Here is a 25,441-nt window from a genome sequence, read left to right as displayed (position 1 = left end):
CCCGGTGTTCTGCTCCGCGCGCCGTGCTAGGGGCGCCGGCATGTCGAAAACGCACAGCACCGAGGGCACCGTCGTCGTGGATGGCGCCACCTACGATTGGCGCCTCCAGCGTGAACCGCATCAATCGGATGACGAAGGATGGAAGGGAATGACGATCGCGTTGCTACAGCACGACAGCAAGCGTGAGGCATGGGTGGAGTTTCCGCCGCCCAAGCGGCTGTTGAAAGGCTTGCCGCGCGGTCGCCTGCAACTGGACGACGCCACGATCTCGCGCTGCGTGCGTGCCGCGTTGGCCGCCGGGTGGGAGCCGATGTCGCGCGGCAAGCCGGTGGTGTTTACCGTCGATGCGGAAGGCAATTAGACCGGCGATGCCGGAAACAGCCGTTTAGGACAGCGCCACGGTCGAACAGCGACCGAGGATCCGCCAGCGATCGCCAGGATTTTGGACCCGCCGTGAACTACCGTCATTCCTTCCACGCCGGCAACAGCGCCGATGTCGTGAAGCACAGCCTGCTCATCGCGCTGGTGCGGGCCTTGCAGCAGAAGCCGGGCGCGCTGACGCTGATCGACACCCATGCCGGCTGCGGGCTGTACGATCTTGAGGGCGATCAGGCCCAGCGCACCGGCGAAGCGCAGCAGGGCGTGATGCGGGTGGTGGACGACCCGCACCCGCTACTGGACGACTATCGCGCCGCGGTACAGGCGGTGAATGTCGCGCCAGCGCCGCGTTTCTATCCCGGCTCGCCACGGTTTCTGGCGCAGCTTCTGCGTCCGCAGGACCTGCTGATCCTGAACGAAAAGCACCCCGAGGACGCCCATACCCTGCGCGGCGCGATGCGCGGCACGTCGGCTGCCGTGCACGAACGTGACGCCTATGAATTCTGGCTGGCGATGGTGCCGCCCCGCACCGCGCGCGGCGTCGTGGTGGTCGACCCGCCCTATGAACAGACCGACGAACGCGCGCGGATCGTCACCACGCTCGCCGCGGCGTCCCGAAAATGGGCGCATGGCGTCACGGTGATCTGGTATCCGCTGAAGGACCGCGCGACGCACATGCGCTGGAAGGAGCAATTGCGCAGGCTCGGCATCCCGAAGTTGCTGACGGTGGAGCACTGGCTGTACGACCACGACCAGCCCGGCATCTACAACGGCGCGGGTCTGTTCATCATCAACCCGCCCTTTGCTTTCACCCAGATGCTGCCGCCGCTGCTGGAGGCGCTGCGCGTCGTGCTGGCGCCCGACGGGCACAGCGGTGAGATGACCGCCGACTGGTTGAACGTCTAGCAGACCCTCACACCGTCTGCCCCTGCGACATCCGGCGCGCAAAGGCGTTGCGCGTACGAAAGGCCGAAGGGCGGCGACATGGCGCGGCGCTACAGGCCGGCCCTTTCCGGCCGCTCGGGCGTCACCGTCACTGCCATCGTCACCCGGCGGTTCGCGGGGGCGACTTCCTCGTCCCGGGTCATGTCGAGCAGCGGCCGGCCGTCCGCGGCCCAGTGCACGCGGCGCACCCGCGCGTCGCGCCCGTCGCCGCCGACGCCGTTGCCCCAGGTGTGATAGACGTACAGCGGGTTGCCGTCCTCGTCGGTGGTGAAGGCGCCATGCCCTGGCCCCTGTTCATAGCCGCGGTAATCGGTGATCCCGGCGGGCATCGGCACGCTCTTCTGCAGCGGCGCCGGCCATTTGCGCCACGCATCGATGCGGGTGGGGTCGGCGTCGAGCGGCGCGGAGAGGCCGTTGACGACATAGGTCGGGCTGACCCCCGAGCTGGAATAGACGAGCGTCAGTCGCCCGTTGTGGGTGAGCGCGAACGCGCCCTCGGCGAGGTTTTCCTCGACCGAGGTCTGCGGCGCGATGATCGGCGTCGGCGCGCCGGTCAGCCGCGTCGGGTGTGCGGGATCGACCGGCGCGATCCATGTCAGCGGATCGCCGAGCGTGCCCGACGTCGGCAGATAGCGTTGCGACCAGATGTAATAAGCGCGCTTGCCGACCGTAAGGAACGACATGTCGAGGCTGATGTTCGCGGGCATCTCCGCGCGACCGAGCGGGGTGCCATCGGCCTTGCGGATCGCGGCGGGGCGCGACCAGTCGGCAGGGTTGGCGGGATCGCCGCCGTCCCGCAACTGGATGAGGTGCGACGCAACCCGCGACCATGCGCCGCCTTCGTTCGACTGGTCGTCCTTCGGGTTGAAGCACGGCGCGAACAGGATCGAGAGTCTGCCGCCGATCTCGTGGATTTCGGGGGCCCAGTAACAGCCGGCGATTACGCGGCCCTCGGTGGTGCGGTCGCGGCGCGTGCGGCGGTTGAGCAGGTCGATCTCGCGCGCCCGCCCGCCATGGTCGTCGGCAAGGTCCGCGATCCGGTCGGCCACGCGCAGCGGGAGGTGCACGGAGCCGACGTTGTCGTTGTCGGTGTCGTCGGTGGCGGTGAGCAGATAGCGCACCCGCCCGTTCTGCTTCCAACGATAGATGTCGGGATCGGCGCGATTATAGGCGAAGATCGCCGGATAAAGCCGTTGGCGGACCGTGCCGTGGACCAGATAGCGGCCCGGTCGCGTGAGCCGGGCGAGATCGGCGGCATCCCAGTCGACCGCGCGCGTCGCGGCGGAGCCGTCCGAATAGCCGAGCATCACCCGCGCGCCGGCGAGATCGGCATTGCGGCCAGTGGCGATCTTCTGGGGCGCAACCATGGCGGTGGTGTTGACGATGCGGCCGAAGTGACGGGTGAGGGCGGTCGCGGTGTCGGCGCTGATCGCGAGCGTGTCGGTGCCGGTAGCGGCGACCGCTCCGATCCGCGCGTCGCCGACGTTGCCGGCCGAGACGATCCGCCGGCGCCGCCCGCCGTTGTCCGGCTGCCACGTCGCGCGCTGCCATTCCGTCCGCGCCAGATCGGCGACCGTCGTCCAGCGCGGTCGCGCATCGCGATCGGTCCACGACACGAGGTAGCGGCGCGTAGCGCTGTCCCACACGGCTCGCGGCTTTACCACGCCGTCGGCGCTGCGCAGGTCGAGCGTACCCAGCTCCTCGAAATCGGTTGGTCGCGCGGGATCGCTGCGGAAGACGACCGTCGCGGTCGCGGCGGGATCGGGGGTGCCGTCCATGTCGACGCGCGTCGCGATCACGCCCAGTGCGCCATCGGCGAAATAGAACAGCGACGGATCGGCGACACCGCGCAACGCGACGCGGTCGACTCCGATATAGTCGCCCTTCGCGAACGCCACGCCGTAATCGTCATTGAGCGGCGTCATGCGACCGTCGGCATCGCTGAGCGCGAGATGCACGCTGCGCGCGACGGTCGGCTGGTTTGCATCATGCGCGCTGGTAGGTGTGCGCGCATAGGCGTTGAGCCGGCGCGCGCCGTGGCCGAGCACGCGCACCGTGAAGCGCTTGGCGAGCGTTGTCCCGTCCGCCTGCGTCAGCCTGCCGGCGAGCCGGACGACGCGGTCGACCGTCCCGCGGTTGGTGAGCACGCCGTCCTCCAACGGTCGGTCGTCCGCGCGCCACGTGGCGGCCAGCCCGTCCGGCACCGGCAGCCGCGAGCCGGATGCCAGCACCGGCGGCACTACCCAGCGCGCCGCCATGGTCGGCGCGGTGGCGGGTGCCGCACCGATCAGTGCGACGGGCAGCAGGAGACGGGTGATCCTCAACGTGTCATCCATCCGCCGTCTCCTGATCGCGATGTGTCCCATCCGCTGTATCGCGATGCCCCCGACATGATCGTCGCTCAAGAACCACCTTTCGGATTTCCGTCGCCCCGGAGCAGGTCCGGGGCGACGAACGAGCAACGGGCCGAACGCCCTAGAAGCGGAACCGCACGCCCGCCGACAACAGGCTCGCCTCCCAGCGTACGTCGCGCGGATAGCGCGCGTCCTTGACGTAGCTGTGGTACGGCGTGCGCAGCAGGTTGGTGGCGTCGACAGTCAACGTGATATTGTCGTTGACGTTGTAGCTCGCCGAGAGATCCAGCCGCCCGACCGCGTCCGAATAGACGGTGGTGAACACACCGGGCGCGCCGAAGCCGTCCACGTTGGCGCTGCGATAATTATAGGCCAGCCGCACGCTCGCCGGGCCGAGTTCGTACAGCCCGATCACGTTGAAGCTGTACTTGGACACGCCCGGCAGCGTGTTGCGCCCGCCCGCGAAATTGGCGGCGGCGGGGACGACCTGCTCGCCGTCGATATAGGTGAAGTTTGCCTGCGCGCCGAGCCCGCGCAATGGCCCCGGCAGGAAGTCGAAGAAGGTGGTCGCCGCCGCCTCGACGCCCTTGATCGTCCCCGAGCTGGAGTTCGACGGGCGATAGACGAGGATGTTGCCGAACGGCTGGACGTTGACGACCTGCGGCAGCGAATTGATGAACCCCTCGATCTCGCGATAAAAACCCGCGACCGACACCGACCCGGTGCGCGAGAAATAATATTCGAGCGACGCGTCGTAATTGTTCGAGCGGATCGGCTGCAGGTCGGGATTGCCGCCGTTGCCGGTGTACGAGATGTTGCCGCCGATCGTCCCCTGCGTGATCGTCAGCGTCGGGTTGATCTGGTTGAAGCCGGGGCGGGTCAGCGCCTCGGTGCGCGACAGCCGCAGCTTGAGCCGGTCGGTGAAATGCAACTGCGCGCTGATGTTCGGCAGTACGTCGACATATTGCGTCGAGGAATCGATCGGGACGAGCTGCGTCTGGTTGGTGCCGGGGATCGGCAGCGAGTTGGTGCCATCGAGGCGGTTGCGCGTGATGACGACGCGCGTGCCGATCACGCCGTCGATCGGGAAGCCGACGTCGAACGCATAATCGAGCTGCGCATAGCCCGAGAACACCTGCTCGCGCGCTCGGAACGACGCCAGCGGGTCATAGCGCGGCTCGTCCGACGCCCACGCCGCCTGCGTCCCGGCATCGGCGTTGAGCCGGGCGAGGCCGTCGCGGACATAGCCGCGCACGTCGTTGAGCTTGTCGTTGAACAGATAGGCGTCGGGCGCGTACCAGCTCCGGAATTGCTGGACGTCGTCGCCGCGGAAACCGGCTTCGATAATTCCGCCCTGCGACACGGTCGGCACCTTGCTGATGACCTCGCGCAGCCCCGACAGCCCGGCATAGCGCCCGCCGAACTCCGACCGCGCATTGCGATCGGCGTAGCGCACGCCGAGCCGGAACTTGGGGAACAGTGCCGAGCCGGTGTCGATCAGCGCATTGCCCTGCCATTGCCACTGGCTGCCCTCGGAGCGGCGACGCTCGTCATAGACGCCGCGCACGTAGAAGCTGTCGGGATTGGCGAAGTCCACCCCGCTGGGGGTGAAGTTGACGCTGCGCTGGTCGTTGAGCCGCACCGCGAGCGACAGCGGCGACACGGTCTGCGTCTCGAAGCGGCCGAAGGTATTGCTGACCACCGAGCGCGTATAGGCCAGATCGGTGGTGAAGACCGCGTTGCCGACCTCCCATTTCGCGCCCAGCGCGCCCTGATAGGTGTCGGTGCTGCTGTCGCCGAACTCCTTGGTCGGGCCGTTGACGATGCCGAGGTCGATGTCGAACGATTCCAGCGTCGTGCCGTCCGGGGTCAGCACCGCGTTGCGGATCGTCGGCGGGGTGCCGCCGGTGGTGCTCGACTGGATCGGCACGCCGAAGAAGTCGTTGGCGTTCTTGTTGCGATACGCCTGCCACAGCCCGTCGGCGTAGATCATCAGATTGTCGGTCGGCTGCCATTGCAGCGAGCCATTGACCGACGGCCGCTGCCGCGTGCCGCGCCCGTAGAACAGCCCGATGTCCTGCGGGAAGGTGAAGTCGCGCCCCACCGAGGCGGGCAGAATCGCTTGCGCGGCGGGAACATTGTCCTGAAAGCCCTGGTAGCGGACCGAATTGAGGTAGCGCGTCTGGGTGAAGGAGACGTTGAGCAGTGCGCCGATCTCGCCGATCCCGGTCTGCCAGCGGTCGCTGACCAGCAGGCTGCCGATCGGGTCGAGCTTGCGGCTCTGGTCGTTATACACCCCGCGCAGGGCGCCGGCGAGTTCGAAGCCCTTGAAGTCGAACGGCCGGCGCAGCCCGACGTCGAGCAGGCCGGCGATCCCGCCTTCCAGATTCACCGCGGTCACCGCCTTGAACACGTCGACGCGCGCTACCGCCTGCGCCGGAAAGTCCTGGATCGCGACCGAGCGTCCGTCGGCGGTGAAGATCTCGCGGCCGTTGACGGTCGTCTGGACGTTGGGCAGCCCGCGGATCAACACGCCGTTCGCCTCGTCGAGATAGCGCGTCACCTGCACGCCGGTGATCCGCGCGATCGCTTCGGAGGCGTTGTTGTCGGGGAATTTGCCGATGTCCTCGGCGACCAGGGCGTCGACGATCGCGTCGGAATTCTGCTTGATGTTCTGCGCGCTGCTCAGGCTCTGGCGGATGCCGGTGACCACGATCTCCTCGGGCGCGTCGGCGGAGGGCGGCGTGGTGCCCGGCTCGGGCGCGGTCTGCGCGGCGGCAGTGGTCGCGGCGACGGTGATCGCCAGTGCGGCGCTCGAGGCGAGCAGGCGCGCATTCATCAGCATGAACATGATAATCCTCCCATTTTTATGTCGTTTTTGCTTGTCGTTCGGCGGTGCGGATCACGGCATCGGCGTTACCGTGATCCGGTCGATGTTGGGGGCGAAGCGCGAGCGCAGCAGCACGCCCGGCCACACCTGCGAGGCATAGCTCTTGCCGTCCCAGTTCGGCTGTTCCTCGCCGGCGATACGCACCGTGTTGCGGCCGGCGCGCAGCGTGACCGGCACGGTCATCTCCCACCAATTGTTGCGGTGGAAGCTGTTGGGGAAGGTCGCCAGCACCGGCGCGGCACCGTTCACCGCGATCCGCGCGACGCGCGCCAGCGGATCGGGATTGTAATGCGTCGCCTTCGACTGTTCGTCGTTCGAGAAGCGCAGTGTCAGCGCATAGGTCCCCGCGCGCGCGACGCGCACGTCGGGGAAGGTCAGCGTGTTGCCGTTGCCCGGCGCGCCGCCGATGTCGAACACCGCCTGCCCGCCGCTTGCCCGCGACGCCGCCGCGATCCGCGCACTGCCCGCGACCTGCGCCGCCTCGGCTTCGTAATGCTGCGCACCGACGGCCGGCGTCGACGTCACCTTCAGCCCGCTGCCGCCGGTCACCATCACCTTGTTGACCCCGCCAAGCAGGAACGCGCGGTCGCCGCGCACCACGCGCCCGTTGACGCGCAGCACCCGTCCGCCCGCCGTTGTCAGCCGTGCCGGCCCGTCCTGCGCCGCATAGACCCAGTACGTCGCCGCCGCGCCGTCGCGCTTGGCATCGCGCGCGTCATAGACCTGCGCCGCCTCACCCGGCGCTTCCGTCAGCGTGATCCGGTCGACCAGCGCATTGCCCTGCGTCCGCCCGCGCCCGTCGCGGCTGCGCGTCGTCAGTGTCACGACATGCCGCCCCGTGCCCAGCGTCAGCTCGGTATCGGCATGATCGAGCACCGCCGGCTTGTAGCCGAGCGGCAGATACAGCTCGCCGACCTCCTTGCCATCGACGCGCAGGAAGACGTTGGTCGCGCCCTCCGCCGCCGCCAGCGGGTCCTTGTTGAAGGTGCTGGCGAGCACGCGCAGCGCATAGCGGCCCGCGCGCGGCACCTGCACCGCAAAGTCGAGCGCGGCATCGTTGCCACCCGCGAAACCCTCGACCGAATAGCCGCCGGACGTATGGAAGCGCGACACGTCCTTGGGCGATCCCTCCGGCCCGCGCACCTTCAGGCCGCTGCCACGCCGCGTTGCCGCCTCCGCCTCGTAATCTTGCCGCCACGGCGCGGACGGCGCGGGCAGGGCGGCCCCGGCCGGCGTGAGGACCAGCTCATAGGCTGATTCCTCGCGCAACGCCGGCAGATCACCGCGCCCAAACGTCAAAGCGATCGCACCGTCCGTTACCGGGACGCGCCGGTCGGCGACAATGACCGGCGGGGCAGCGTCGCCCAATTGCCCGGTCCACGCGATCTCGCGCACGCGCACCTGCGCCGCCGCCCCGAACAGCGCGGGCAGGTTCGTCAGCGCCACCGTCGCCGCACCGCTCTTCCCGCCGAGCAGCACGCGCGCCTGCTGCCGAGCCGGGTCGAGCGTTGCGACCCCCTGCAACGTATAGCTCTGGTCGCGATGCGGCGGTGTCACCGCCAGCGTGTGCCCGCTCATCGTCGCATAGGCGTTGAGGAGCCACCATTGCCCGTTGCCGCGGTTCGCCTGCACCGCGCTGTCGCTCAGATTGCCGTCGATGTTCCAATAGGCGATGTCGGCATCGACCTTCGCATCCTCGATCGCCGCGACCCACTGGATCATCTGCCCCGGCACCGAGCTGTGGTAATTATAGGCATATTCGTTGATGTTGATCGGCAGGTGGCGCCCCTGCCACTTCGTCCCCGCGAACAGCCGGTCCTCCCATGCGCGATACTTTCGCACGCTGGTCCGCACCGTCGCCGGGTCGCTCAGCTCGTGCCACGTCACCACGTCGGGCATCGTGTCGGCGGCGATGGCGTGGCGCAGGAAGCCCTCGACCTGATCGAACAGGATGCTGGTGTTCGGCCCGGCGATCCGCGTTCCCGGCGACGCCTGCCGCAGCGCGCGCACCGCACGGTCCCAGGCGTCGAGGAACACCGCCGGCTCCTTGAGCCAGCTCACGCCGTTGCAGCTCTTGGCATCAGCGCTGAACATGTTGCCGTCGGGCTCGTTGAACGGCACGAACACGATCCGGTCGCGATAGCGCGGCGGCAGCGCGCGGACCTGCGCGGCCTGCCGCTTGAGCACCTCGATGTAATTCGTCACCGATTGCGCGCAGTCGCCGCTCTTCCACTTGTACGGAAACTCGCGGAAGATGTCGGTCATATAGATATAGGTGTCGCCGCCCGATGCATCGGTCAGCAGCGTCGACACCTCCAGCGCGTCGGCGCCGGGATGTTGCGGCCCGTCCTGCGCTTTGGTCGATACCGTGCGCAGATTGATGCCTTCGAGCAGATTGGGATGCGGCAGCCGCGCATCGTAAAGGCCGTACAGCGTCCCCGACGCGCCGCCGTGGAACGCCCCGGTGTCGCTGCCCATGTCGACGGTCAGCCGTTCGGGCGCGTCCTGCGCCAGCGCGGGAGCAGCAGTGGTGGAAAGCAAAGCGGCAACAGCGAGGGCGCGCATCGGTCGAAACTCCGGGAGGGGCGGGGCGGCGGTCATGCCGCGCGCGCCGCGTTCATGCGCGCGATCGTCGCGCGGTTGAGGATCAGCCGGCTGATTGTCACGGCGAGCAGCAGGTGCATCGCGGCGGGCACCAGCGTTGATAGCGCGCGGATGCCCGTCAGCGACAAGGGAGTCTGGTTGCCCGCGCCGGCCTTGTAGGAGACGATCACCAGCACCGCGCTGATCAGCGCCCCCGCGACCGCCCAGGCCAGCTTCACGAAGAACTGGTTGAACGCGAAGCTCATCCCCGACGAGCGCATCCCCAGCTTCCACTCGCCATATTGGTCGGCAAGCTGGATCAGCGTGAAGTGCAGCGGCAACGTGCAGCCCAGCACGATGCAGCACAGCCCGACCAGCACCAGCCACAAGGTCGGATAGTCGCCCGGCACAAAGAAGGCGGCGACATGCCCGGCGACGAGGATCAGATTGACCCAGATATAGATCGTCCGCACGTCGTAACGGCGCGTGAAGAAGGTGACGACGATCGAGCCGATGAACCCGCCGATCGTTGCGATGCCGAAGAAGAACGCCTGATAGGTCGTCCCGCCGTTCAGCACATAGGTGATGAAATACAGTGCCGCGCCGCCCTTGGTGTTGAAGATCGCGATCAGCAGCAGCGTCATCGCGAAGGTGATCCGCAGCTGGTCGTTCTTCAGCGTATTGGCGATCGCGACGCGCAGCGGCGGTTCCTCGGCGGCCGCGAAGGTGACGCGCTCGCGCACGAACAGAAAGCAGATCAGGAACATCGCCACCGCGGCGAGGCTCAGGATCGCCACGCCGTCGCGATAGCCGCGCGCGACGTCGCCCGCGCCCAGCGCGCGCACCATGATCGGCAGCCCGACCGAGACGGTGAACGAGGCGATCGCCACCATCGCGAACCGCACCGACTGGCACGCGACGCCTTCCTCGGCGCTGTCGGTCATCCGCGTGACCAAAGCGCAATAAGGGACGTTGTTGAGCGAATAGGAGAAGGCGAGCAGAAAATAGGTGATCGCGGCATAGGCGACCTTGCCGTCCTGCCCGAGATCGGGCGACTGGAAGGTCAGAAAGCAGCTCAGTCCGACCGGAATCGCGGTCCACAACAGATACGGGCGGAATTGTCCCCAGCGCGTCTTGGTGCGGTCGGCCATGATCCCGATCAGCGGATCGGAGATCGCGTCGAAGATGCGCAGCGACAGGAACAGGATGCCGACCACGCCCGGCGCGATCCCGAACACGTCGGTATAATAGAAGGTCAGGAAATTGGCGATCAGCCCGGTGATGATCGTCCCGCCGGCGTCGCCGAAGCCATAGGCGACCTTCTCGCCGAACGGCACGCGCGCGACAGGTGTCGGCGCGGTGTGGACCGGCGCGGCGTCGCCCTGTTGCGCGATCGTCGTCATGCCTCGGGGTCCACGAAGACATCCGCGATGCGTGCGCCGGCGCGAACGAACACCGGCAAGCGGTCGCGCGGCGCGGCGCAGCGGATCGTCGCGTCGCCGACCATTTCCGCCCCGGTCCATGCGTCGACCCACGCGCCCGCCGGCAGCCATACGTCGCGCGCCGCGACGCCCGCCTCGGTAATCGGCGCGACCAGCAGGTCGGGGCCGAACATATATTGGTCGTCAACCTCCCAGCTGCGCGGCTGCTCGGGATAATCGTAGAACATCGGCCGCATCGGCGGGTCGCCCGCTTCGTGCGCGATACGCATCAGCCCGGCGACATACGGCCGCAACCGCTCGCGAAGCGCAGCGAAGCGGCGCAGGATCGCGAACACGTCGTCGCCGAAGCTCCACAATTCGTTGCCCGCGCCGGTATCGCATTGCGCGACGCCGTCGCGGAACGGCTCGGCGGGCGGGGTGATCGGATCGCGATGCCCGTGCATCCGCAGCACCGGGGTGAACACCGCCCATTGGAACCAGCGGATCATCAGCTCGTGGAACGCCGGATCGTCGACGTCGCCGCCGTGGAAGCCGCCGATATCGGTCGTCCACCACGGGATGCCCGCCATCGCCATGTTGAGCCCGGCGCTCAACTGGTTGCGGATCGCGGTGAACGAGCTGTGGATGTCGCCCGACCAGATCAGCGCGCCATAACGCTGGCTCCCCGCCCAGGCGCAGCGCACCAGATTGACGGTGTCGGTCGTGCCCTCGGCGGCCATCCCCTCATGGAGCGCCTGCGCGTAATGGAGCGGATAGGCGTTGCCGACCGCCAATACCTCGCCGGCATGATAGCGGTAGTTATCGAAGTCATAGGCGCCATATTCGGGCTCCGCCTCGTCGAGCCAGAACAACGTCACGCCCTTGTCGCGATAGTTGCGCTTCAGCGTCTGCCACAGGAAGTCGCGCGCGCCGGGGTGCGTGACGTCGAGGAACCGGGTGTTGCCGAGGAACTCCTGCTGAACGTCGACGCCGCGGTTGGCGCGTACCAGATAGCCGCGCTCGGCGAGCGCCGGGTAATTCTCCGAACGCGGATCGACGGTCGGCCACACCGATACCATCAACGCGGTGCCCATCGCCGCCAGCTCGGCGCACATCGCCGCCGGGTCGGGCCATTCACGCGCGTCGAACCGCCAGTCGCCCTGCACCGGCCAGTGGAAGAAGTCGGCGACGATCACCGCCAGGGGGATGCCGCGATCGCGATAGGCACGCGCGACCGTCAGCAGCTCGTCCTGCGTGCGATAGCGCAGCTTGCTCTGCCACAGTCCCAGCGCATAATCGGGCATCATCGGCGCGGTGCCCGTGACCTGCGCATAATTGCGGACGATCTGCGCGGGCGTGTCGCCGGCGGTGATCCAGTAATCGATCTCATGCGCGGCGTGCGCGGTCCAGATCGCACCATTGGTCGCGAAGCACGCCTCGCCGACCGCCGGGCTGTTCCACAACATCCCATAGCCGTGGCTCGAGACGACGAACGGGACGCTCGCCTGCGAGTTGCGCTGCGCCAGTTCGAGCACGCAGCCGGCGAGGTCGAGGTTGGGTTGCTGGTACTGGCCCATGCCGTACAGCCGCTCGCCCGGCCGGGCCTCGAACCGCACCGTGATCTGCGCCGCACCGCCCGGCAGCGGACGGAATTCGCGGCCCGCCAGACCCAGCGCGCTGATCGTCTCGACCGCCTCGCTGCCGATTGTCCAGAATTTGGTGACCGTATCGCGCTGTCGCCACTTTTCCTCGATCAGCACGCGTCCGTTGCGATCCAGAAAGCGCACCCGGCCTTGTAAATCCAGCTCTGCCGTGATCCCGCCGCTGCGAATACGTGCGACCGAACCGTCCCGTTCGATCGTCGCGGCAACCGGCTCGATGTCGAGCAACGCCCCCGGCGCGGCGGGGCGGGCGGCGTAGGTCGAGGCGCGCAGCCGCAATCCGCTCGGGCCATGCGCCTCGATCCGCACCCAGTCGCCATCATAGGCCCAGGCGATCGCGCGCTCTTCAAGCGTCAGCGTATCCACGCTTTTCTTCCTCTCCCCGCTCGGCAGTTCCGAGCCGTAAACGTTTCCGGTCTTGTGCGTTTGACGTGAGTGTCTGTCAAGGGCCTTGCGTCGCAGGCGTGCGGCGGCGATCAGGCGCGGATGGACATTCGGGCGCTTGCCGGCCATCTGGGCTTGTCGATCGGCACGGTCTCGCGCGCGCTGAATGATCGTAAGGATGTCAGTCCCTTAACCCGGCAGCGCGTGCTGGAGGCGGCCTCGGCGCTCGGCTACACGCCCAACCAGTTCGGTCGGACGCTGCGGAGCGGGCGGACGGCCACGATCGGTTTTATGCTGACGCTGGAACACGATAGCGCGGTGCACGGAGACCCGTTCTTCATGGCGCTGCTCGAAGGCGTGCAGGCCGGGCTGGTCGACCACGGCCTCGATCTGGTGATTCTGCTCGCGCGAAAGGGCGAGGACGGCGAGACGTTCCTCCGCCGCCACATCGCGCGCGGCACCGCCGACGGCTGGTTGCTGTCGGGCACGCAATATCAGGACGCCCGCATCAAGTTGCTGTCGGAGCGCAATATTCCCTTCGTCGCGCTCGGTCGTACCGCTTCGATCGAGGATTATTCGTGGATCGACCTCGACTTCGAGGGCGTCGTCGCGGAGGCGATGGCGTTGCTGCTCGCCAGCGGCCATCGCCGGATCGGACTGGTGACGCCACCGGCGACGATCAACAACAGCCATATCGTCGTCGCCGAATATCGCGCCGCACTCGCCAGGGCCGGGCTCGCGGCGGATGAGGCATTGATCCACCGCGGCGACACCGACGAACATGATGGGGAAGCGGCGACGCGCGAGTTGATGGCGCTGGAGCAACCGCCGACCGCATTGTTATTGATGGGAGAAACCGCCCCGGTCGGTGCCTATCGCGCGCTACGCGGGCTGGGCCGCGAACCGGGCCGGGACATTGCGGTGATCGGGTTGCGCGACAATCCGACGTGTCAGGCCCTCTCGCCCGACCTGACCTGTTTCACCCTCGATCTGAACGCATTGGGGCTGGCGCTTGCCCGCGAACTGGTGACGATGATCGAGGGCCGGGAGAGTGAAGTGATCGAGCGCCTGCAGATGCGCTGGCCGATGCAGCTCCGCCTCCGGCAGAGCCATGAGGCAGGCAATTTGCCCCGAACCTGATCGCCCGTGCAATATTCTTTTGTCTGACCTCAACAAGTTACGGGCGACGCTCAACCTGCGGTGAAGGTCGCCCGCTGGTCAGGTGGACTATGAGACAGCCTCATCTTTCGCAGCCGCGGCGCCGTTGAGCGAGGCCGGCTTGGGAGACGGCGAACCGGAAGCGATGGTGCCCGATAGCATGCCGTTCAACGACCCACCGGCGATACCGAGCTCTGCCATCAACCCGTCGATCAGCGGCCCGCCCACGCGATAGCGCATCGCCGCCGACACCGCCGCATCGGCAAGATTGGCCTGACCCACGCTGCCGCCCGTGTCAGCGCCGGGTACGTCACCGTGCAGGCCGCGGGCGTCGACGATGCTGATGCGGTCGATACTCTCCATCGGCTTGCTCGCGGCGGCAATGATCGCGGGCAATGCCTCGAGCATCGCCTTGCGGATCAGCAGCGCGGTCTGCGCGTCGCTGAGGATATTGGTCGCTTCGTTGAGCGAGGCCTGACCGGCGGCATCGACCTTGAACGCCGCCTCACGACCCTGCGCGCGGACCTTTTCGGCCTCGGCTTCGGCCTGGGCCTCGGTTCGCAGGGCAATGGCCCGCGCCTCCGCGGCTTCTTTCTCGGCGGTCGCGGCGACGGTGATCTGGACGGCTTCCTCCTGCGCGCGCTGTGTGGCGGCGATCACCGCCACGTTCTTGTTGCGGTTGGCGATTTCGGTCGCCTTGGCCGTGGCGACGCTTTCTTCCGCACGGACCGCGAGCGCCCGCGCCTCGTTGGCGGCGGCGGTCGCGGTCGACTCCTCCTCGGACTTCTGCGCGGTCTGCACCGCGGTGGTAATGCGCGCGATCTCGATGGTCCGGTCACGTTCGATCGTCGCGGTCTGGATCGCGCCGTCACGCGCGATCGTGGCGGTCTTGATGACCTTGTCCGCCTCGGTTTGCGCGACCGTCTGCGCCTGCGTGGCGGTGATCCGGGCGATTTCGGCCAGACGGGTCTGTTCCGCCTCCGCGGTGGCGATTGCGGTCGCCTGCTCGGCGCGGCGTGCGGACAATGTCTGTTCCTGCAGCAAGCGCGCCTGTTCGGCAGCCTGTGCGATCTCCAGTGACTGGTTGTTCGCCTCCAGGTTGCGCTGCTCGATCGCGACGCGGTTGGTTGCGACGATATCGTTGCGGGTTTTCTTGCGCTCCTCGATCGTCCGGGTGAGCACGGTCAGCCCTTCGGCGTCGAAGGCATTGTTTTCGTTGAAATGCTCGAATGCGGTCTGATCGAAATGGGTGATTGACACCGACTCGAGGTGAAAGCCGTTCATGTCGAGATCGGTCAGCAGCGCTTCCTGAACCTTCTGGATGAAATCGGCACGATTGGCGTGGAGATGCTCCATCGTCATTGTCGCGGCGACCGACCGCAAGGCGGAAACCAGTTTGCCGTCGAGCAGCGATTTGACCGCGTCGGGGTTGTTGACGGAATCGCCCAGCGTCTGCGCAGCGGCCGCGATCGATTCCGCATCTGGCTTCACCTTGATGTGAAACAGACCGACGACATCCACGCGCAACTTGTCGAGCGTGATCAAGGCGTCCTTGTTGAGCCGCGATACCTCCAGCTTCACCGTCGTCAGCCGAACCTGCATCAACTCGTGCAGGACGGGAATGACCATGATCCCGCCGTTCAGGACGACCTTCTCGCCGCTGAAACCGGTGCGGATCAGCGCGACGTCCTTTGTCGCGCGGCGATAGAGGCGGGTCAGGATGATGCCGATGACGACGAAGGCGAGCAGGATGATGCCCGCGTAGATCAGGACGTTCACGAGCGACGCAGGCATGTATTCCCCCCAATTTCCCAGAACTTGTCAGATCGAACGAAGAAGTGGATCCTCCTCGGACAACGCGAAGAAGCGCTGCCCCTCCCGACGGACCAGCAGGACACGTTGCCCCGCGCCGATGACGACGCTGTCCTCATGCGGCTCGACCATGATGATATGCGCCTGTCCGTGCTGGTCGACGACCTTCGCGCGCGCCGGTGCGCCCCGCCGGGCCGCGCCTTCGAGGATCGTGCCCCGGCGCCGCAACAGGTCATCCGTCGAGATCACGGTGCTCTCATAACCCGGCATGATCCGCGCGAGGCCTGGCGCCACGATACTGTTGAGCAGCCCGCCCCCGATCAGCGCGGCGGCCGAGGCGAGTGGCCAGGCGAGCGGCGTGCCGAAGAAGGCTGATACGCCTTGCTGAAGCCCGACGCCGATCAGGGTGAAGCAGCCAAGCAGTGAAGTAAGCCAGATCAGCATGGGCAATTCGCCGCTCAGGCCAAGCCAGTCCAGCACACCGTCATGTCCGTCAACGCCGACGTCCGCATCCAGATCGAGATGGCCGAGCCCCAGCCCGATCGCCTCGATCAATCCGATCCCGACCATGACGAAAAACGCGACCGCGAAGGGCAGGTAGGCCGGGGTCAGGAAGAGGGCGAACATCGACACAAACTAACATGCAGGCGGAATCATGCCAGACGTTACACCTGCGTTTCTCTCGCCCACGAAGAGTTTGTCGATCAACTGTTCGGCTGCCGGTCGACGCCCTGCGCGACGACCGGCAGTTCCGGCGATCGGTCAGTTGCGCAGGCTGTCGGGCACCACGCCACCGTTCTCCGCCAGCTTCGCCATAACGGCCTTGTGGAGTGCGATATTCTGTTCGGCGGATCCGTCCGCGCCGGCGTGCACGTTGAGTTCGCCCGCGAGTTCCTTGCGCGCCGCAAGGCTGGAATCGAGATCGAGCAGCTTAAGAAGATCGACAATCGAGCTTTGGTAATTGCCACCGCCATCCTTCATCGATGCCATTTCCGAGAGTACCGCGCCGACATCGACGCTCTGTGCGGCGACGGGCTCGGCCGCCGGGGCCGCTGCTGCCGTGGGCGTCGGCTGGGCTGGGGCGGGCGTAGGCTGCGGCGAGGGTGCCGCCGGACTGGAGGATGCCGCGGGCTTGTTCTGCCCGTGGTGAAAAATCTTGCTCATGATGTTGCCAAAGATGCTCATCGTGCCTGTTCCTGCATAGCGGCCGCATGAACGCGGCACGCCGGTGAACGATGTGATCGCTCGCTAGGGTCCATGGACCGGGAACGCGGCGGGAGCATGTGCGCTTAACCGGCTACGCGCCGACGCGTTTGAAAGGCTTGTACATGACCATCCGGACAACGATCATCGCCTCCACCGCGCTGCTTGCGCTCGCCGCCTGCGGCAAGAACGCCGACACCGCCCAGAACAGCACGGTCGCGAATGCGCAGATGGGGGATACGGGGGTCGCGAACAGCGCGACGCCAGTCGCGAGCGCGGCGCAAGACTTCGCCAACACCGCGGCTGCGAGCGACGCATTCGAGATCGCCACCTCGCAGGCCGCTCTGACGCAGGGCTCGTCCGCAGCGGTGAAGACCTATGCGCGCAAGATGATCGACGCCCACACTGCGTCGACGGCGAAGCTGAAGACAGCGGCGGCCGAGGTCAGCCCGGCGGTGACCCCCGACGCGACACTCACCGCCGAACAGCAGCAACAGCTCGATCAGCTGAAGGCGCTGAGCGGATCGGCTTTCGATCGCGCATACATAACGCAGCAGAGCGCGGCGCATCAGCAGACTCTGGACGCGTTGAAGGCCTATGCGGCCAGCGGCGACGCACCGGCGCTAAAGACGTTCGCGACCGGTCTGATCCCGACCGTCACCGCGCATCTCAACATGGCGAAGGGTCTGAAGGCCTGAGGCTGACGCTCGGTTGACCAAGCGTGCCCTTCGGCAGAGCGCCGGAGGGCACCGGTCGACCGCCCGACCGGACCGGTCAGCGCCAGCGGGTGGCGCGCCGGATCGCGCCGTCGACCGGTACGTCATGCAACTGCCGATGCCGCGCTTCCACCAGGCTGAACAGCCCGAAAGCCAGCAGACCCGCGCCGACGATCAGGTCATAGGGATTGGTCAGCCAGGCGAGCACCCGCGCCATGCCCCCGGCCTCGTCGACCTGCTCCTCCAGTCCTGCCCGCGCCAGCAGATAGCCGCTGATCAGAAACACCAGACCGCGTGCCGCATAGCCAGCGCGCCCGCTCCATTGCACCCACGACCGACGCGCCACCGCCGGGTCGAGATAGCGCAGGAACGACCCTTTCGCGGCCTTGGCGAGTTGCACGACGCCAAGCCCGGCCAGCACGAACGCGCCGAATAGCACCAGCGCCCAGCCGCCCGGCAGCTGCAAGGCGGTGCGCGCGCTTTCCTGGGTTCCGTCACCCGCCGAGGCGGTACCGCGCATCAGCGCGACCGCTTGCCACGCCAGGAACAGGTGGATGGCACCGCTTACGCCGGCGCCCACCCGCTCTGCCGCACCCTTCCGATCGCTCCCGTGCCGCTCCAGGTCGAGCGCGGCGTCGGCGAGCCGCCAGATTCCGTAGGCGGTGAGCCCGAGCGCGATGACTGCCAGCAGCAACTGCCCCCCGCCTCGGCCGAGATACTCGATCGCGCCACTGGGATCTTCGGCCCGGCCCGTGCGCATGATCAGCATGGCGATGACGATGTAGAGCAGGCCGCGCGTCGCGAAGCCGATCCGGGTAAGGGCCGTCAGGCGCGAGCTGGCAGTCATTCAAATTCCTTTCGCCCGATAAAACAGGAATTTTGCCGCCTCGTTCCGCCGGAGCAACGATTTGGCCGCCCCGGCGTCTTACCGACAGGCATGCGCCGACTTTGCTCTTGCCGCTGCGCCGCAAGGAAGCCTTCGCTCGCACTGCGCGTTCCTTGCGCAGCCGACGTGGCAAGATGGGACACTGATGAATGGGATTGTTGCGAGCGTTTGGTCTGATCGCAATCGTCATCACGCTGGTCGTCAGCGCGGCGGCCTATGCCAATGGCCTGCCGATCGCGGCGTTGGCGCCGATGGGTTTCGCCGTGCTGGCCCTGCTTCTGGTGCTGCCATTCCCCGCCTACGAGCGGGTGAGACGAAGCCGGGTGCTGATCGCGTGCCTGTTCTATACGGCCGCGACAGCAGTCTCGTGCGGCATCGCCAATGCGATCGAGCTTAATGCCACCAATCTCTTGCTGTCGGTTGCGCCGGCGAGCGGGCTGATCCTTTCGCTCTGGGCACGCCGGACCTGGGAACGGCGACGGCGTGTCGGCTTCTCCAATTACTACGACGCCTGATCGGTTGAAGCCGCCCGTGTTCGCCTACCATTGTCGCCGGAACGCGCGGATTGCGGCGACGGTGTTGCGGCGCACCTGCGCGGACGGACGTGCCGGAATGACACCGTCATCAATGGTCGACGCGTCGCTGACCTGAACAACCGCCGGTCTGGCTTCCCGAGGCCCGGCAGGCGGGAGAGTCTGCGCCAGATCGCTTGCAGGCCCGAAGGTGGCCGAACCCTGATCCACCACGACAGGCGGCGCGTTGTTCCCGCGGACCACCGCGGCTACGTCGACCGGCGGCGTGCTTCGCCGTGCCCATGTCTTGCGGCGGGAGCGTAGCAGGCGCTTGCCGCCGTGTTTCCCGTCGGCGGTTGCCTGAGGCGCGGGGGGCACGTCGGTCGAAGGTGCCTCGGCGGGAACGCTGGCGAGGATCTCCGCGCGAGCAGCGCGCGAATTTGGCGCGATGGGCGCCGCAGTTTCGGAAGCGGGTAGCTGCCCGTCGCGGGGAGGGGCCATCAGAAAGGCGGTGGTTCCCAGCATGGCAACAAACACGGATACGCCGATAGTCGCCGATGCGCGCGGCGAGCGTAGCGCGCTGGCGATGACATCCCGCCACCGCCTTGGTCGACGGTCGATCGATGGCGCTCGCCCACCCTCGGGCAGTCGAAGGATCGCCGACAAATCGGCGTTCAGCCGGGCATCGTCAAAGGCGTGCAGATTTTCCATTAGCGCCCTCTCCAACCGTCGCCGACCGATCGTTGCATGTGGCTCTCGACGCCGGCGGTGTCCACGAACCACACCTCGCCGCGCTCGATCCCGACCGCGGTGAGGCGGTCGGTGCGAAAGGCTCCGGTGTCGACGCCGATCCGGTTCGCCCGCACGTCGGGCCCGTCGTCAGTGATCGAGTGTCCATGCACCACCGTCATGCCATGATCCAGCTCAGAGTCGAGAAACTCGTCGGTTATCCAAAGCATGTCATTGGGGTCTTGTTGCCTCACAGGCACGGCGGGCCGGATCCCGGCATGGACGAACAGATAGTCTTCGTGCTGATGGCAAAGCGGCAGTTGATCAAGCCACGCCAGTGCCTCCGGGCCCACCGTCCGCGCCGCGTGGCGCAGGTCGGTCTTGGTGGCATCGGCAGTAACGGCGGCGGAATCGACCCCCCAGCCGATCAGCGTTTCGCGCCCGCCGAACTCCAGCCAGGCGCGATAGGTTTTCAGATCGCCGCTCAGCGCCTGCACCATCATGGCCTCGTGATTGCCCTTCAGGACCATGAAACGATCGCTGGCCGCGGTCAGCCTCATGCACCCTTGCACCATCGCCGCGCCATCAGCGCCCCGATCGATGATGTCGCCCAAGAGGATGATCCTTGCCGCGGCGTCGACTCTGCCTTGCTGATCGCGGCCGATACGCGCGATCAGCCTGGTGAACAGGTCGAGCCGGCCATGAACGTCGCCGATCGCATAGATGCGCTCGACCGGTTCGTCGTTAGGTTTCGAAGACATGGCGGCCAGACGTTTTCGTCACATTCCCGCTCGCGGGCCCAGCCCGATCGACAGCGCGGCCCCGCCCGAGATCGCGGCGGCACCGCTCGACAGCCCGGTGGTGACGAAGCCGGTCAGGCGAAACGGGGTTCCCGCGATCCGCTGCGAGGCCCCGGCGAACAGTTCGTGCGCCGCCGACACCTGGCGGGTGGCCGCGCTCGAATAATGGTAGGAGGCGACCAGGAACGCCTCGCTGCCCAACCCAAGCGACGCGCCCGCCGAGGCGGCCGGGCCGTCACGCAGCACATAGGCGTCGGTGTCGCCCAGAAAGCGGTACGTAAACGAGGCGAAGGGCGTCACCTTGCCCAACGGCACGGACACGTCGGCACCCAGCGCATAGTCGTTGGAACCGCTGGAAAGACCGCTGCTGCTGCTGGCGGTGTTGAGCTTGGCGCGCGCCGAAAGCTCGACCTCCACCGGCAAGCCGGTCGGCGCAATCGTGTAGGCGGCGCCGACCGTCAGGTCGCCGAAGCCCTCGGTCGTCCTTTTCGCGATCGCCGTATTTGGCGCGATCAGCACCGGCGTCGCGTCAATCCCGGTGAAGATGGTCGAACGACTGCGGATCTGCATCCACGGCAGCGAGGCGGACAAGGTCAGGTTGTCGATATGTACCCGGGCGCTGGCCGCGGAACTCCAGATGGTGGTGGTGGAGCCGGTGCCGAACTTTCCGGCACCGTAGAGCGTGCCTAGCGACACGTCGACCGTCGAACCACCGCCGTCCAGTCGTTCCATCGCCTGTGGGACGCTGCTCGCCGAGACGGTCGCGGTCGCGCTCGACGGCGAAATCGCGGTCGGGCTGTCGAGGCTGACTCTCTGCAAGGACGGACGATCCCCGCCCGTGCGGTCCTGCGCCAGCGCCGGGGTCGCGATCAGCGCCGTCAGTGTCGCAGACCAACGTAACGTCCTGTTCTTCATGCCACCTCCTTTTTGCTACGGTAGCACGACCATCGCGACAAGCCGCGTGCCGATCGGCGGCAGATCGCTCCTAAACGTCCGTCCTGGCGCGAATATCCGTCCTGTCGCCGGGCGCCCGCCCAATCACGCATCGACCGGCCTGCGCCGAAGCGTCAGTCGCGTAATCTCGGGCGGCACGCCGAGCCGGAGCGCGAAGCCGGGCCACAGCCCCGTGCCGTTGCTGACATAGAGCGTCATGCCGCCGACCTCATACCGACCGGACACGAAACCGGCGTTGCCCCGCGCGACGAGCCAGTCGAGACCGACGATCATGCCGCCATGCGTATGCCCCGATAATTGCAGCGCGATGCCGCGTGCGGCGGCGTCACGCGCCTTGCGCGGTTGATGGTCGAGCAGCACGATCGGGGCATCGGTCGGCGCGCCGCGCAAGGCGGCATCCAGGTCGGGGCCCGCCTCCCTGACGCCCGGTGCGGACAGATCGGTCACGCCGGCGATCACCAGCGCGGCGCCGTCGTGCTCGATCACCGCATGGGCGTTGGGGAGCATGCGAAAGCCCATCGCCGAGAGCTGGCGCATCCACGCACGATAGTCGAAGAAATATTCGTGATTGCCCGGAATGGCGTAGATGCCGTCGGGCGCTTGCAGGCCGCGAAGCGGCTCGATGTCGTCGCGACGCATCGCAACCGATCCGTCGATGAAATCGCCGGTGACGACGATCAGGTCCGCGCCGGCGTCGTTGGCCCGATCGACCACTTGGCGTGCCCAGGCCGCGGTGAACAGGCGGCTGATGTGCAGGTCGGTCAACTGGACGATGCGATAGCCGTCGAAAGCGGCCGGAAGGTACGGAATTTCAACGCTGACGTCGCGTACCGGCGGCACCCGGATCGCGTTGGCCACGCCGATCGCGGCAAGGATCGCGGCCAGCGCGGCCACGCCCCCGCGCAACGCCACCGGTTCGCGGACGACCTGCTGGCGAACGACCATCGTTACCAGCGCGCCCAAGTCGACGATAATCTGGAACACGGCCAGCAACACCAACGCCCCGAAAGCCCAGTTGAACAGGACCACCACGAAGCGCGGGAATTCGGGAGCGAATACCGACCCCGACGACAGTCTGCTCCACAAATGGAATTGCGACGCGCCGAACAGCAGCAGGCCCGTCGCTATTCTGGTCCACAAGGGCAATGGCAGCGGCCAGAGCCAACGGACCGAAACGATCAACGCCGGGACGGCGAAAACAAGGTTGAAGATAGTTCGCGCTCCATAATGCGTCGACGCGGTAGGCAGCGGAGAACAGGCGCGGGAAGGCCGCCCTTCCTCAGCCCGAACCGTGTATCACCCGACCTGCACGCCTTTCCAGAAGGCGATGCGACCGCGTATGTTCTCCGCCTCTTCCATGGGATCGGGATAATACCAGGCTGCGTCAGGATTTTCGGTGCCGTCGACATGCAGGTCGTAATAACGCGCCACGCCCTTCCATGGGCAAATGCTGGTCGTCTCGCTTCGGCCCAGGATTGCGGGATCGACGGCGTCCACAGGAAAGTAATGGTTGCCCTCGACGACGACGGTATCGTCGCTTCTGGCGATGAGCGTGCCGTTCCACCGTGCCTCAACCACGATATGTCTCCGATCGATCTGACGCACCGTCGCGTCGCATCACGGGGCTGAACGAACGCCGGAACCCGAAGCTCCGGCGTGGCTTAGGCGTCCTGTCAGAACACATATACGGCGATCCCGGATTGTCTTCGCCTAGCGCTCGTCACTGACCTCTGCCATTTCGACGACGCGATGTTCTCGCGCGCTGATTTCTGCGGCAACTCCCATCTGAACAGCGCGTAAGCCGTCCAGGGCGGTGACTTGCACGGTGCCTTCGCCGCGGATGGCGTGTGTAAAGGCGAGGTGTTGAAAGAAGGAGGCGCCTTCGTGGCTGCCGGCGGCGCGCGCCACCGGGTCGATGGCGACATGCGTGCGTTCGATGCGCTTCTCCCCCCGAAAGCCGACGCGGGGGCTAAATACCAGTTCTCCCGGCGGAATCAGGACGTCGAGACGCGCCTTGTCGCCCGTGGCGCTCATTTCTTCCTGATGTTCGGCGCCGTCCGCGAACATCGAAAGGTCGAGCATCGCGCGCACCCCGTTGGCGAAATCGACGGTGGTGAAGCTGTTATCGATGATGTCGGGGCGCTTTCCGTCGTACAATTCGTCGAGATGGTTCACGTCCGTCGCGCCCGAACAATAGATGCGTACCGGTTCCGAGCCGATAATAAGGCGCATCAGATCGAAGAAGTGACAGCATTTCTCGACCATCGTGCCCCCGGTGTTGCGGGCGAAGCGGTTCCAGTCACCGACTTTCGACAAGAACGGAAAACGATGCTCGCGGATCGAAAGCATCCTGAGCGTACCGACCCGTCCGGCATGGACCTGTTCGATGAACGCCGCGGCCGGAGGCATGAAGCGATATTCCATCCCGGTCCAGAACGGTCGCGGGTGCGCGGCGGCGCGCTCGACGATCCAGCGGGCGTCGGCCAAGGTGGTGGCGAGCGGCTTTTCGCAGAGGATCGCGGCGTCCATCCCGAACAGCGGCTCCAGCACCGCGCGGTGCGTGTGGTTGGGGGAGGCGACGACGATGGCATCGACCTGCGCGGCCCGCGCGAAGGTGGCGACGTCGGCGAAGCTCTCCACCGCACCGGCGCGCTGGCCAAGTGCCTCCCTTGCCCAGCCGAGCGAGGTGGCGACCGGATCGACGATCGCGACGACCTCGGCATCGGGGAGCAGCGCGATGTTGCGGAGGTGCTCGACCCCCATCATGCCCGTGCCCACCACGCCGTACCGGATTTTTGACGTCATCTTCGGTCCTTGCTTTCGCCTTGGCGTCACGCTTTCCTGCTGATCGCCGCCCTTCGACAAGAGGGCAAAGCTTTGCGGCGGCAAAGCGGCGGCATCTGGCGAGCGCTGCCGCCCGGTGGCATGAGCGCGGCCGGACAGGCTGATGGAGAGCAATGCCGTGACCACCACCCCCGGGCCTTGCGAGATCAGCTGGTTCTCCGCGCTGTGCGACGACGATTACGAGTTTCTGGGCGTTCCCGACCCGGCGCTGCAGTCGACATGGGAGCATTGCCGCGACATCGTGGTGCAGGCGGAAACCGCCGGCTATGACAATTGCCTGCTGCCCTCGGGCTATGCGCTGGGGATCGACACGACCGCCTTTGCCGCGGGGATCGCGCCGCTGCTGCGCCGGATGCGGCTGTTGATGGCGGTGCGGATCGGCGAAAGCTGGCCGCCGCAACTGGCGCGACAGATCGCCACGATCGACCGGATGCTGGGCGGACGGCTGACCGTCAACATCATTTCCAGCGACCTGCCCGGCGAGACGCTCGACAGCGCGCCGCGCTACGCCCGCACGGTCGAGGCGATGCACATTTTGCGCACCTTGCTGGACGGCAAGCCGCTTGATCATGACGGCGCCTTCTGGAAGCTGAAGCTCGCTCCGCCACGCGTGACGACGCTGTCGGGACGGTGTCCGTCCTTCTATTTCGGCGGCCTGTCCGAGGCCGCACGCGAGGCGGCGGCGCAGGGTGCCGACGTCTATCTGATGTGGCCCGACACGATGGACGGCGTGCGGGCGATCATCGCCGACCTGCGCGCGCGCGCCACGAAGCATGGCCGCACCCTGCGCTTCGGCTACCGCGTGCATGTCGTGGTGCGCGAGACGGAGGCGGAAGCGCGCGCCGCGGCGGAGCGGCTGCTGTCGAAGCTGGATGACGCGACCGGGGCGGCAATCCGGGCGCGCTCGCTCGACTCCCAGTCCGCCGGGGTACGGCGGCAGGCGGAGCTGCGCGCGGGGGCGGACGACGGCTATGCCGAGGAAAACCTCTGGACCGGCATCGGGCGGGCGCGATCGGGCTGCGGCGCGGCAATCGTCGGCGATCCCGATCAGGTGCTCGCCAAATTGCAGGCGTACCGCGCCGCCGGGATCGATGCCTTCATCCTGTCGGGATATCCGCACGCCGCCGAGGCCGATCTGTTCGCCCGTCACGTCCTGCCGCGGATCGACCATGCGCCGCTGGTATTGTGAACCGCTTGGCGGTGCGAAAGGG

The 25,441-nt window shown here is 66.9% G+C and carries 21 protein-coding genes; 6 read left to right on the top strand and 15 right to left on the bottom strand.

The genetic code is table 11. The features are described from left to right. Positions 1-40: 40 nt before the first annotated feature. Positions 41-361: a hypothetical protein gene (locus ACI2JO_RS17025; protein WP_404721803.1), complete on the top strand. Its 321-nt coding sequence runs from the start codon at positions 41-43 to the stop codon at positions 359-361. A gap of 92 nt (positions 362-453) precedes the next feature. Then, the gene (locus tag ACI2JO_RS17020) at positions 454-1,284 is read left to right on the top strand and encodes a 23S rRNA (adenine(2030)-N(6))-methyltransferase RlmJ (protein ID WP_404721802.1); all 831 of its coding nucleotides are present in this window, start codon (positions 454-456) and stop codon (positions 1,282-1,284) included. A gap of 89 nt (positions 1,285-1,373) precedes the next feature. Here the strand turns inward: ACI2JO_RS17020 and ACI2JO_RS17015 are convergent, their stop codons facing one another. From ACI2JO_RS17015 to ACI2JO_RS16995, 5 genes are all read right to left on the bottom strand, one after another. Further along, on the bottom strand, positions 1,374-3,659 hold the full coding sequence (locus ACI2JO_RS17015; protein ID WP_404721801.1) for a family 43 glycosylhydrolase: 2,286 nt from the start codon (positions 3,657-3,659) through the stop codon (positions 1,374-1,376). Between the two features lie 139 nt (positions 3,660-3,798). After that, on the bottom strand, positions 3,799-6,528 hold the full coding sequence (locus tag ACI2JO_RS17010; protein WP_404721800.1) for a TonB-dependent receptor: 2,730 nt from the start codon (positions 6,526-6,528) through the stop codon (positions 3,799-3,801). 51 nt (positions 6,529-6,579) lie between these two features. Next, positions 6,580-9,132, bottom strand: coding sequence for a cellulosome protein (locus tag ACI2JO_RS17005; protein ID WP_404721799.1), 2,553 nt, complete (start codon positions 9,130-9,132; stop codon positions 6,580-6,582). Between the two features lie 32 nt (positions 9,133-9,164). Continuing rightward, entirely contained in the window at positions 9,165-10,553 is a 1,389-nt protein-coding gene (locus tag ACI2JO_RS17000; RefSeq protein ID WP_404721798.1) for an MFS transporter, read from the bottom strand. Then, positions 10,550-12,598, bottom strand: coding sequence for a TIM-barrel domain-containing protein (locus ACI2JO_RS16995; RefSeq protein WP_404721797.1), 2,049 nt, complete (start codon positions 12,596-12,598; stop codon positions 10,550-10,552). The genes ACI2JO_RS17000 and ACI2JO_RS16995 overlap by 4 nt, the downstream gene beginning before the upstream one ends. 69 nt (positions 12,599-12,667) lie before the next feature. Here ACI2JO_RS16995 and ACI2JO_RS16990 point away from each other — a divergent pair, with 69 nt between their 5' ends. Then, positions 12,668-13,756: a LacI family DNA-binding transcriptional regulator gene (locus tag ACI2JO_RS16990; protein WP_404721796.1), complete on the top strand. Its 1,089-nt coding sequence runs from the start codon at positions 12,668-12,670 to the stop codon at positions 13,754-13,756. Between the two features lie 87 nt (positions 13,757-13,843). Here ACI2JO_RS16990 and ACI2JO_RS16985 read toward each other — a convergent pair whose 3' ends face one another. From ACI2JO_RS16985 to ACI2JO_RS16975, 3 genes are all read right to left on the bottom strand, one after another. After that, a complete protein-coding gene (locus ACI2JO_RS16985) occupies positions 13,844-15,568 on the bottom strand; it encodes a flotillin family protein (protein ID WP_404721795.1) in 1,725 nt (574 codons plus the stop codon). Between the two features lie 27 nt (positions 15,569-15,595). Beyond that, complete coding sequence (locus ACI2JO_RS16980; protein ID WP_404721794.1) at positions 15,596-16,213, bottom strand: OB-fold-containig protein; 618 nt, start codon at positions 16,211-16,213, stop codon at positions 15,596-15,598. A 135-nt stretch (positions 16,214-16,348) separates the two neighbouring features. Further along, on the bottom strand, positions 16,349-16,771 hold the full coding sequence (locus ACI2JO_RS16975) for a DUF3597 family protein (protein WP_404721793.1): 423 nt from the start codon (positions 16,769-16,771) through the stop codon (positions 16,349-16,351). Between the two features lie 143 nt (positions 16,772-16,914). Here ACI2JO_RS16975 and ACI2JO_RS16970 point away from each other — a divergent pair, with 143 nt between their 5' ends. Continuing rightward, positions 16,915-17,487, top strand: coding sequence for a DUF4142 domain-containing protein (locus ACI2JO_RS16970; protein WP_404721792.1), 573 nt, complete (start codon positions 16,915-16,917; stop codon positions 17,485-17,487). A gap of 76 nt (positions 17,488-17,563) precedes the next feature. Here the strand turns inward: ACI2JO_RS16970 and ACI2JO_RS16965 are convergent, their stop codons facing one another. After that, positions 17,564-18,352 carry a DUF1206 domain-containing protein gene (locus ACI2JO_RS16965; RefSeq protein ID WP_404721791.1) on the bottom strand — a complete coding sequence of 263 codons (789 nt, stop codon included), beginning with the start codon at positions 18,350-18,352 and terminating at the stop codon, positions 17,564-17,566. Between the two features lie 188 nt (positions 18,353-18,540). On the opposite strand from ACI2JO_RS16965, the gene ACI2JO_RS16960 reads away from it, so the two are divergent. Continuing rightward, positions 18,541-18,906, top strand: coding sequence for a hypothetical protein (locus ACI2JO_RS16960; protein WP_404721790.1), 366 nt, complete (start codon positions 18,541-18,543; stop codon positions 18,904-18,906). Positions 18,907-18,930: 24 nt separating this feature from the next. Here ACI2JO_RS16960 and ACI2JO_RS16955 read toward each other — a convergent pair whose 3' ends face one another. The 6 genes from ACI2JO_RS16955 to ACI2JO_RS16930 all read right to left on the bottom strand — a co-directional run bounded on the left by ACI2JO_RS16955 (position 18,931) and on the right by ACI2JO_RS16930 (position 24,191). Next, positions 18,931-19,440, bottom strand: a complete 510-nt coding sequence (locus tag ACI2JO_RS16955) for a hypothetical protein (RefSeq protein WP_404721789.1) — start codon at positions 19,438-19,440, stop codon at positions 18,931-18,933. Between the two features lie 173 nt (positions 19,441-19,613). Next, a complete protein-coding gene (locus ACI2JO_RS16950) occupies positions 19,614-20,393 on the bottom strand; it encodes a metallophosphoesterase family protein (protein ID WP_404721788.1) in 780 nt (259 codons plus the stop codon). Between the two features lie 18 nt (positions 20,394-20,411). Then, positions 20,412-21,347: a hypothetical protein gene (locus ACI2JO_RS16945; protein WP_404721787.1), complete on the bottom strand. Its 936-nt coding sequence runs from the start codon at positions 21,345-21,347 to the stop codon at positions 20,412-20,414. Between the two features lie 123 nt (positions 21,348-21,470). Next, the gene (locus ACI2JO_RS16940; protein WP_404721786.1) at positions 21,471-22,532 is read right to left on the bottom strand and encodes a metallophosphoesterase; all 1,062 of its coding nucleotides are present in this window, start codon (positions 22,530-22,532) and stop codon (positions 21,471-21,473) included. A 150-nt stretch (positions 22,533-22,682) separates the two neighbouring features. Further along, a complete protein-coding gene (locus tag ACI2JO_RS16935) occupies positions 22,683-22,964 on the bottom strand; it encodes a DUF427 domain-containing protein (RefSeq protein WP_404721785.1) in 282 nt (93 codons plus the stop codon). A 132-nt stretch (positions 22,965-23,096) separates the two neighbouring features. Further along, positions 23,097-24,191: a Gfo/Idh/MocA family protein gene (locus ACI2JO_RS16930; protein ID WP_404721784.1), complete on the bottom strand. Its 1,095-nt coding sequence runs from the start codon at positions 24,189-24,191 to the stop codon at positions 23,097-23,099. Between the two features lie 157 nt (positions 24,192-24,348). Here ACI2JO_RS16930 and ACI2JO_RS16925 point away from each other — a divergent pair, with 157 nt between their 5' ends. Continuing rightward, positions 24,349-25,419, top strand: a complete 1,071-nt coding sequence (locus ACI2JO_RS16925) for an LLM class flavin-dependent oxidoreductase (RefSeq protein WP_404721783.1) — start codon at positions 24,349-24,351, stop codon at positions 25,417-25,419. Positions 25,420-25,441: the final 22 nt, after the last annotated feature.

This window comes from Sphingomonas sp. NPDC079357 (genome assembly GCF_044901155.1).
Classification (GTDB): domain Bacteria; phylum Pseudomonadota; class Alphaproteobacteria; order Sphingomonadales; family Sphingomonadaceae; genus Sphingomonas.
The sequence above is the reverse complement of the archived record's forward strand: the minus strand, read 5'-3'. Positions and strand labels throughout refer to the sequence as shown.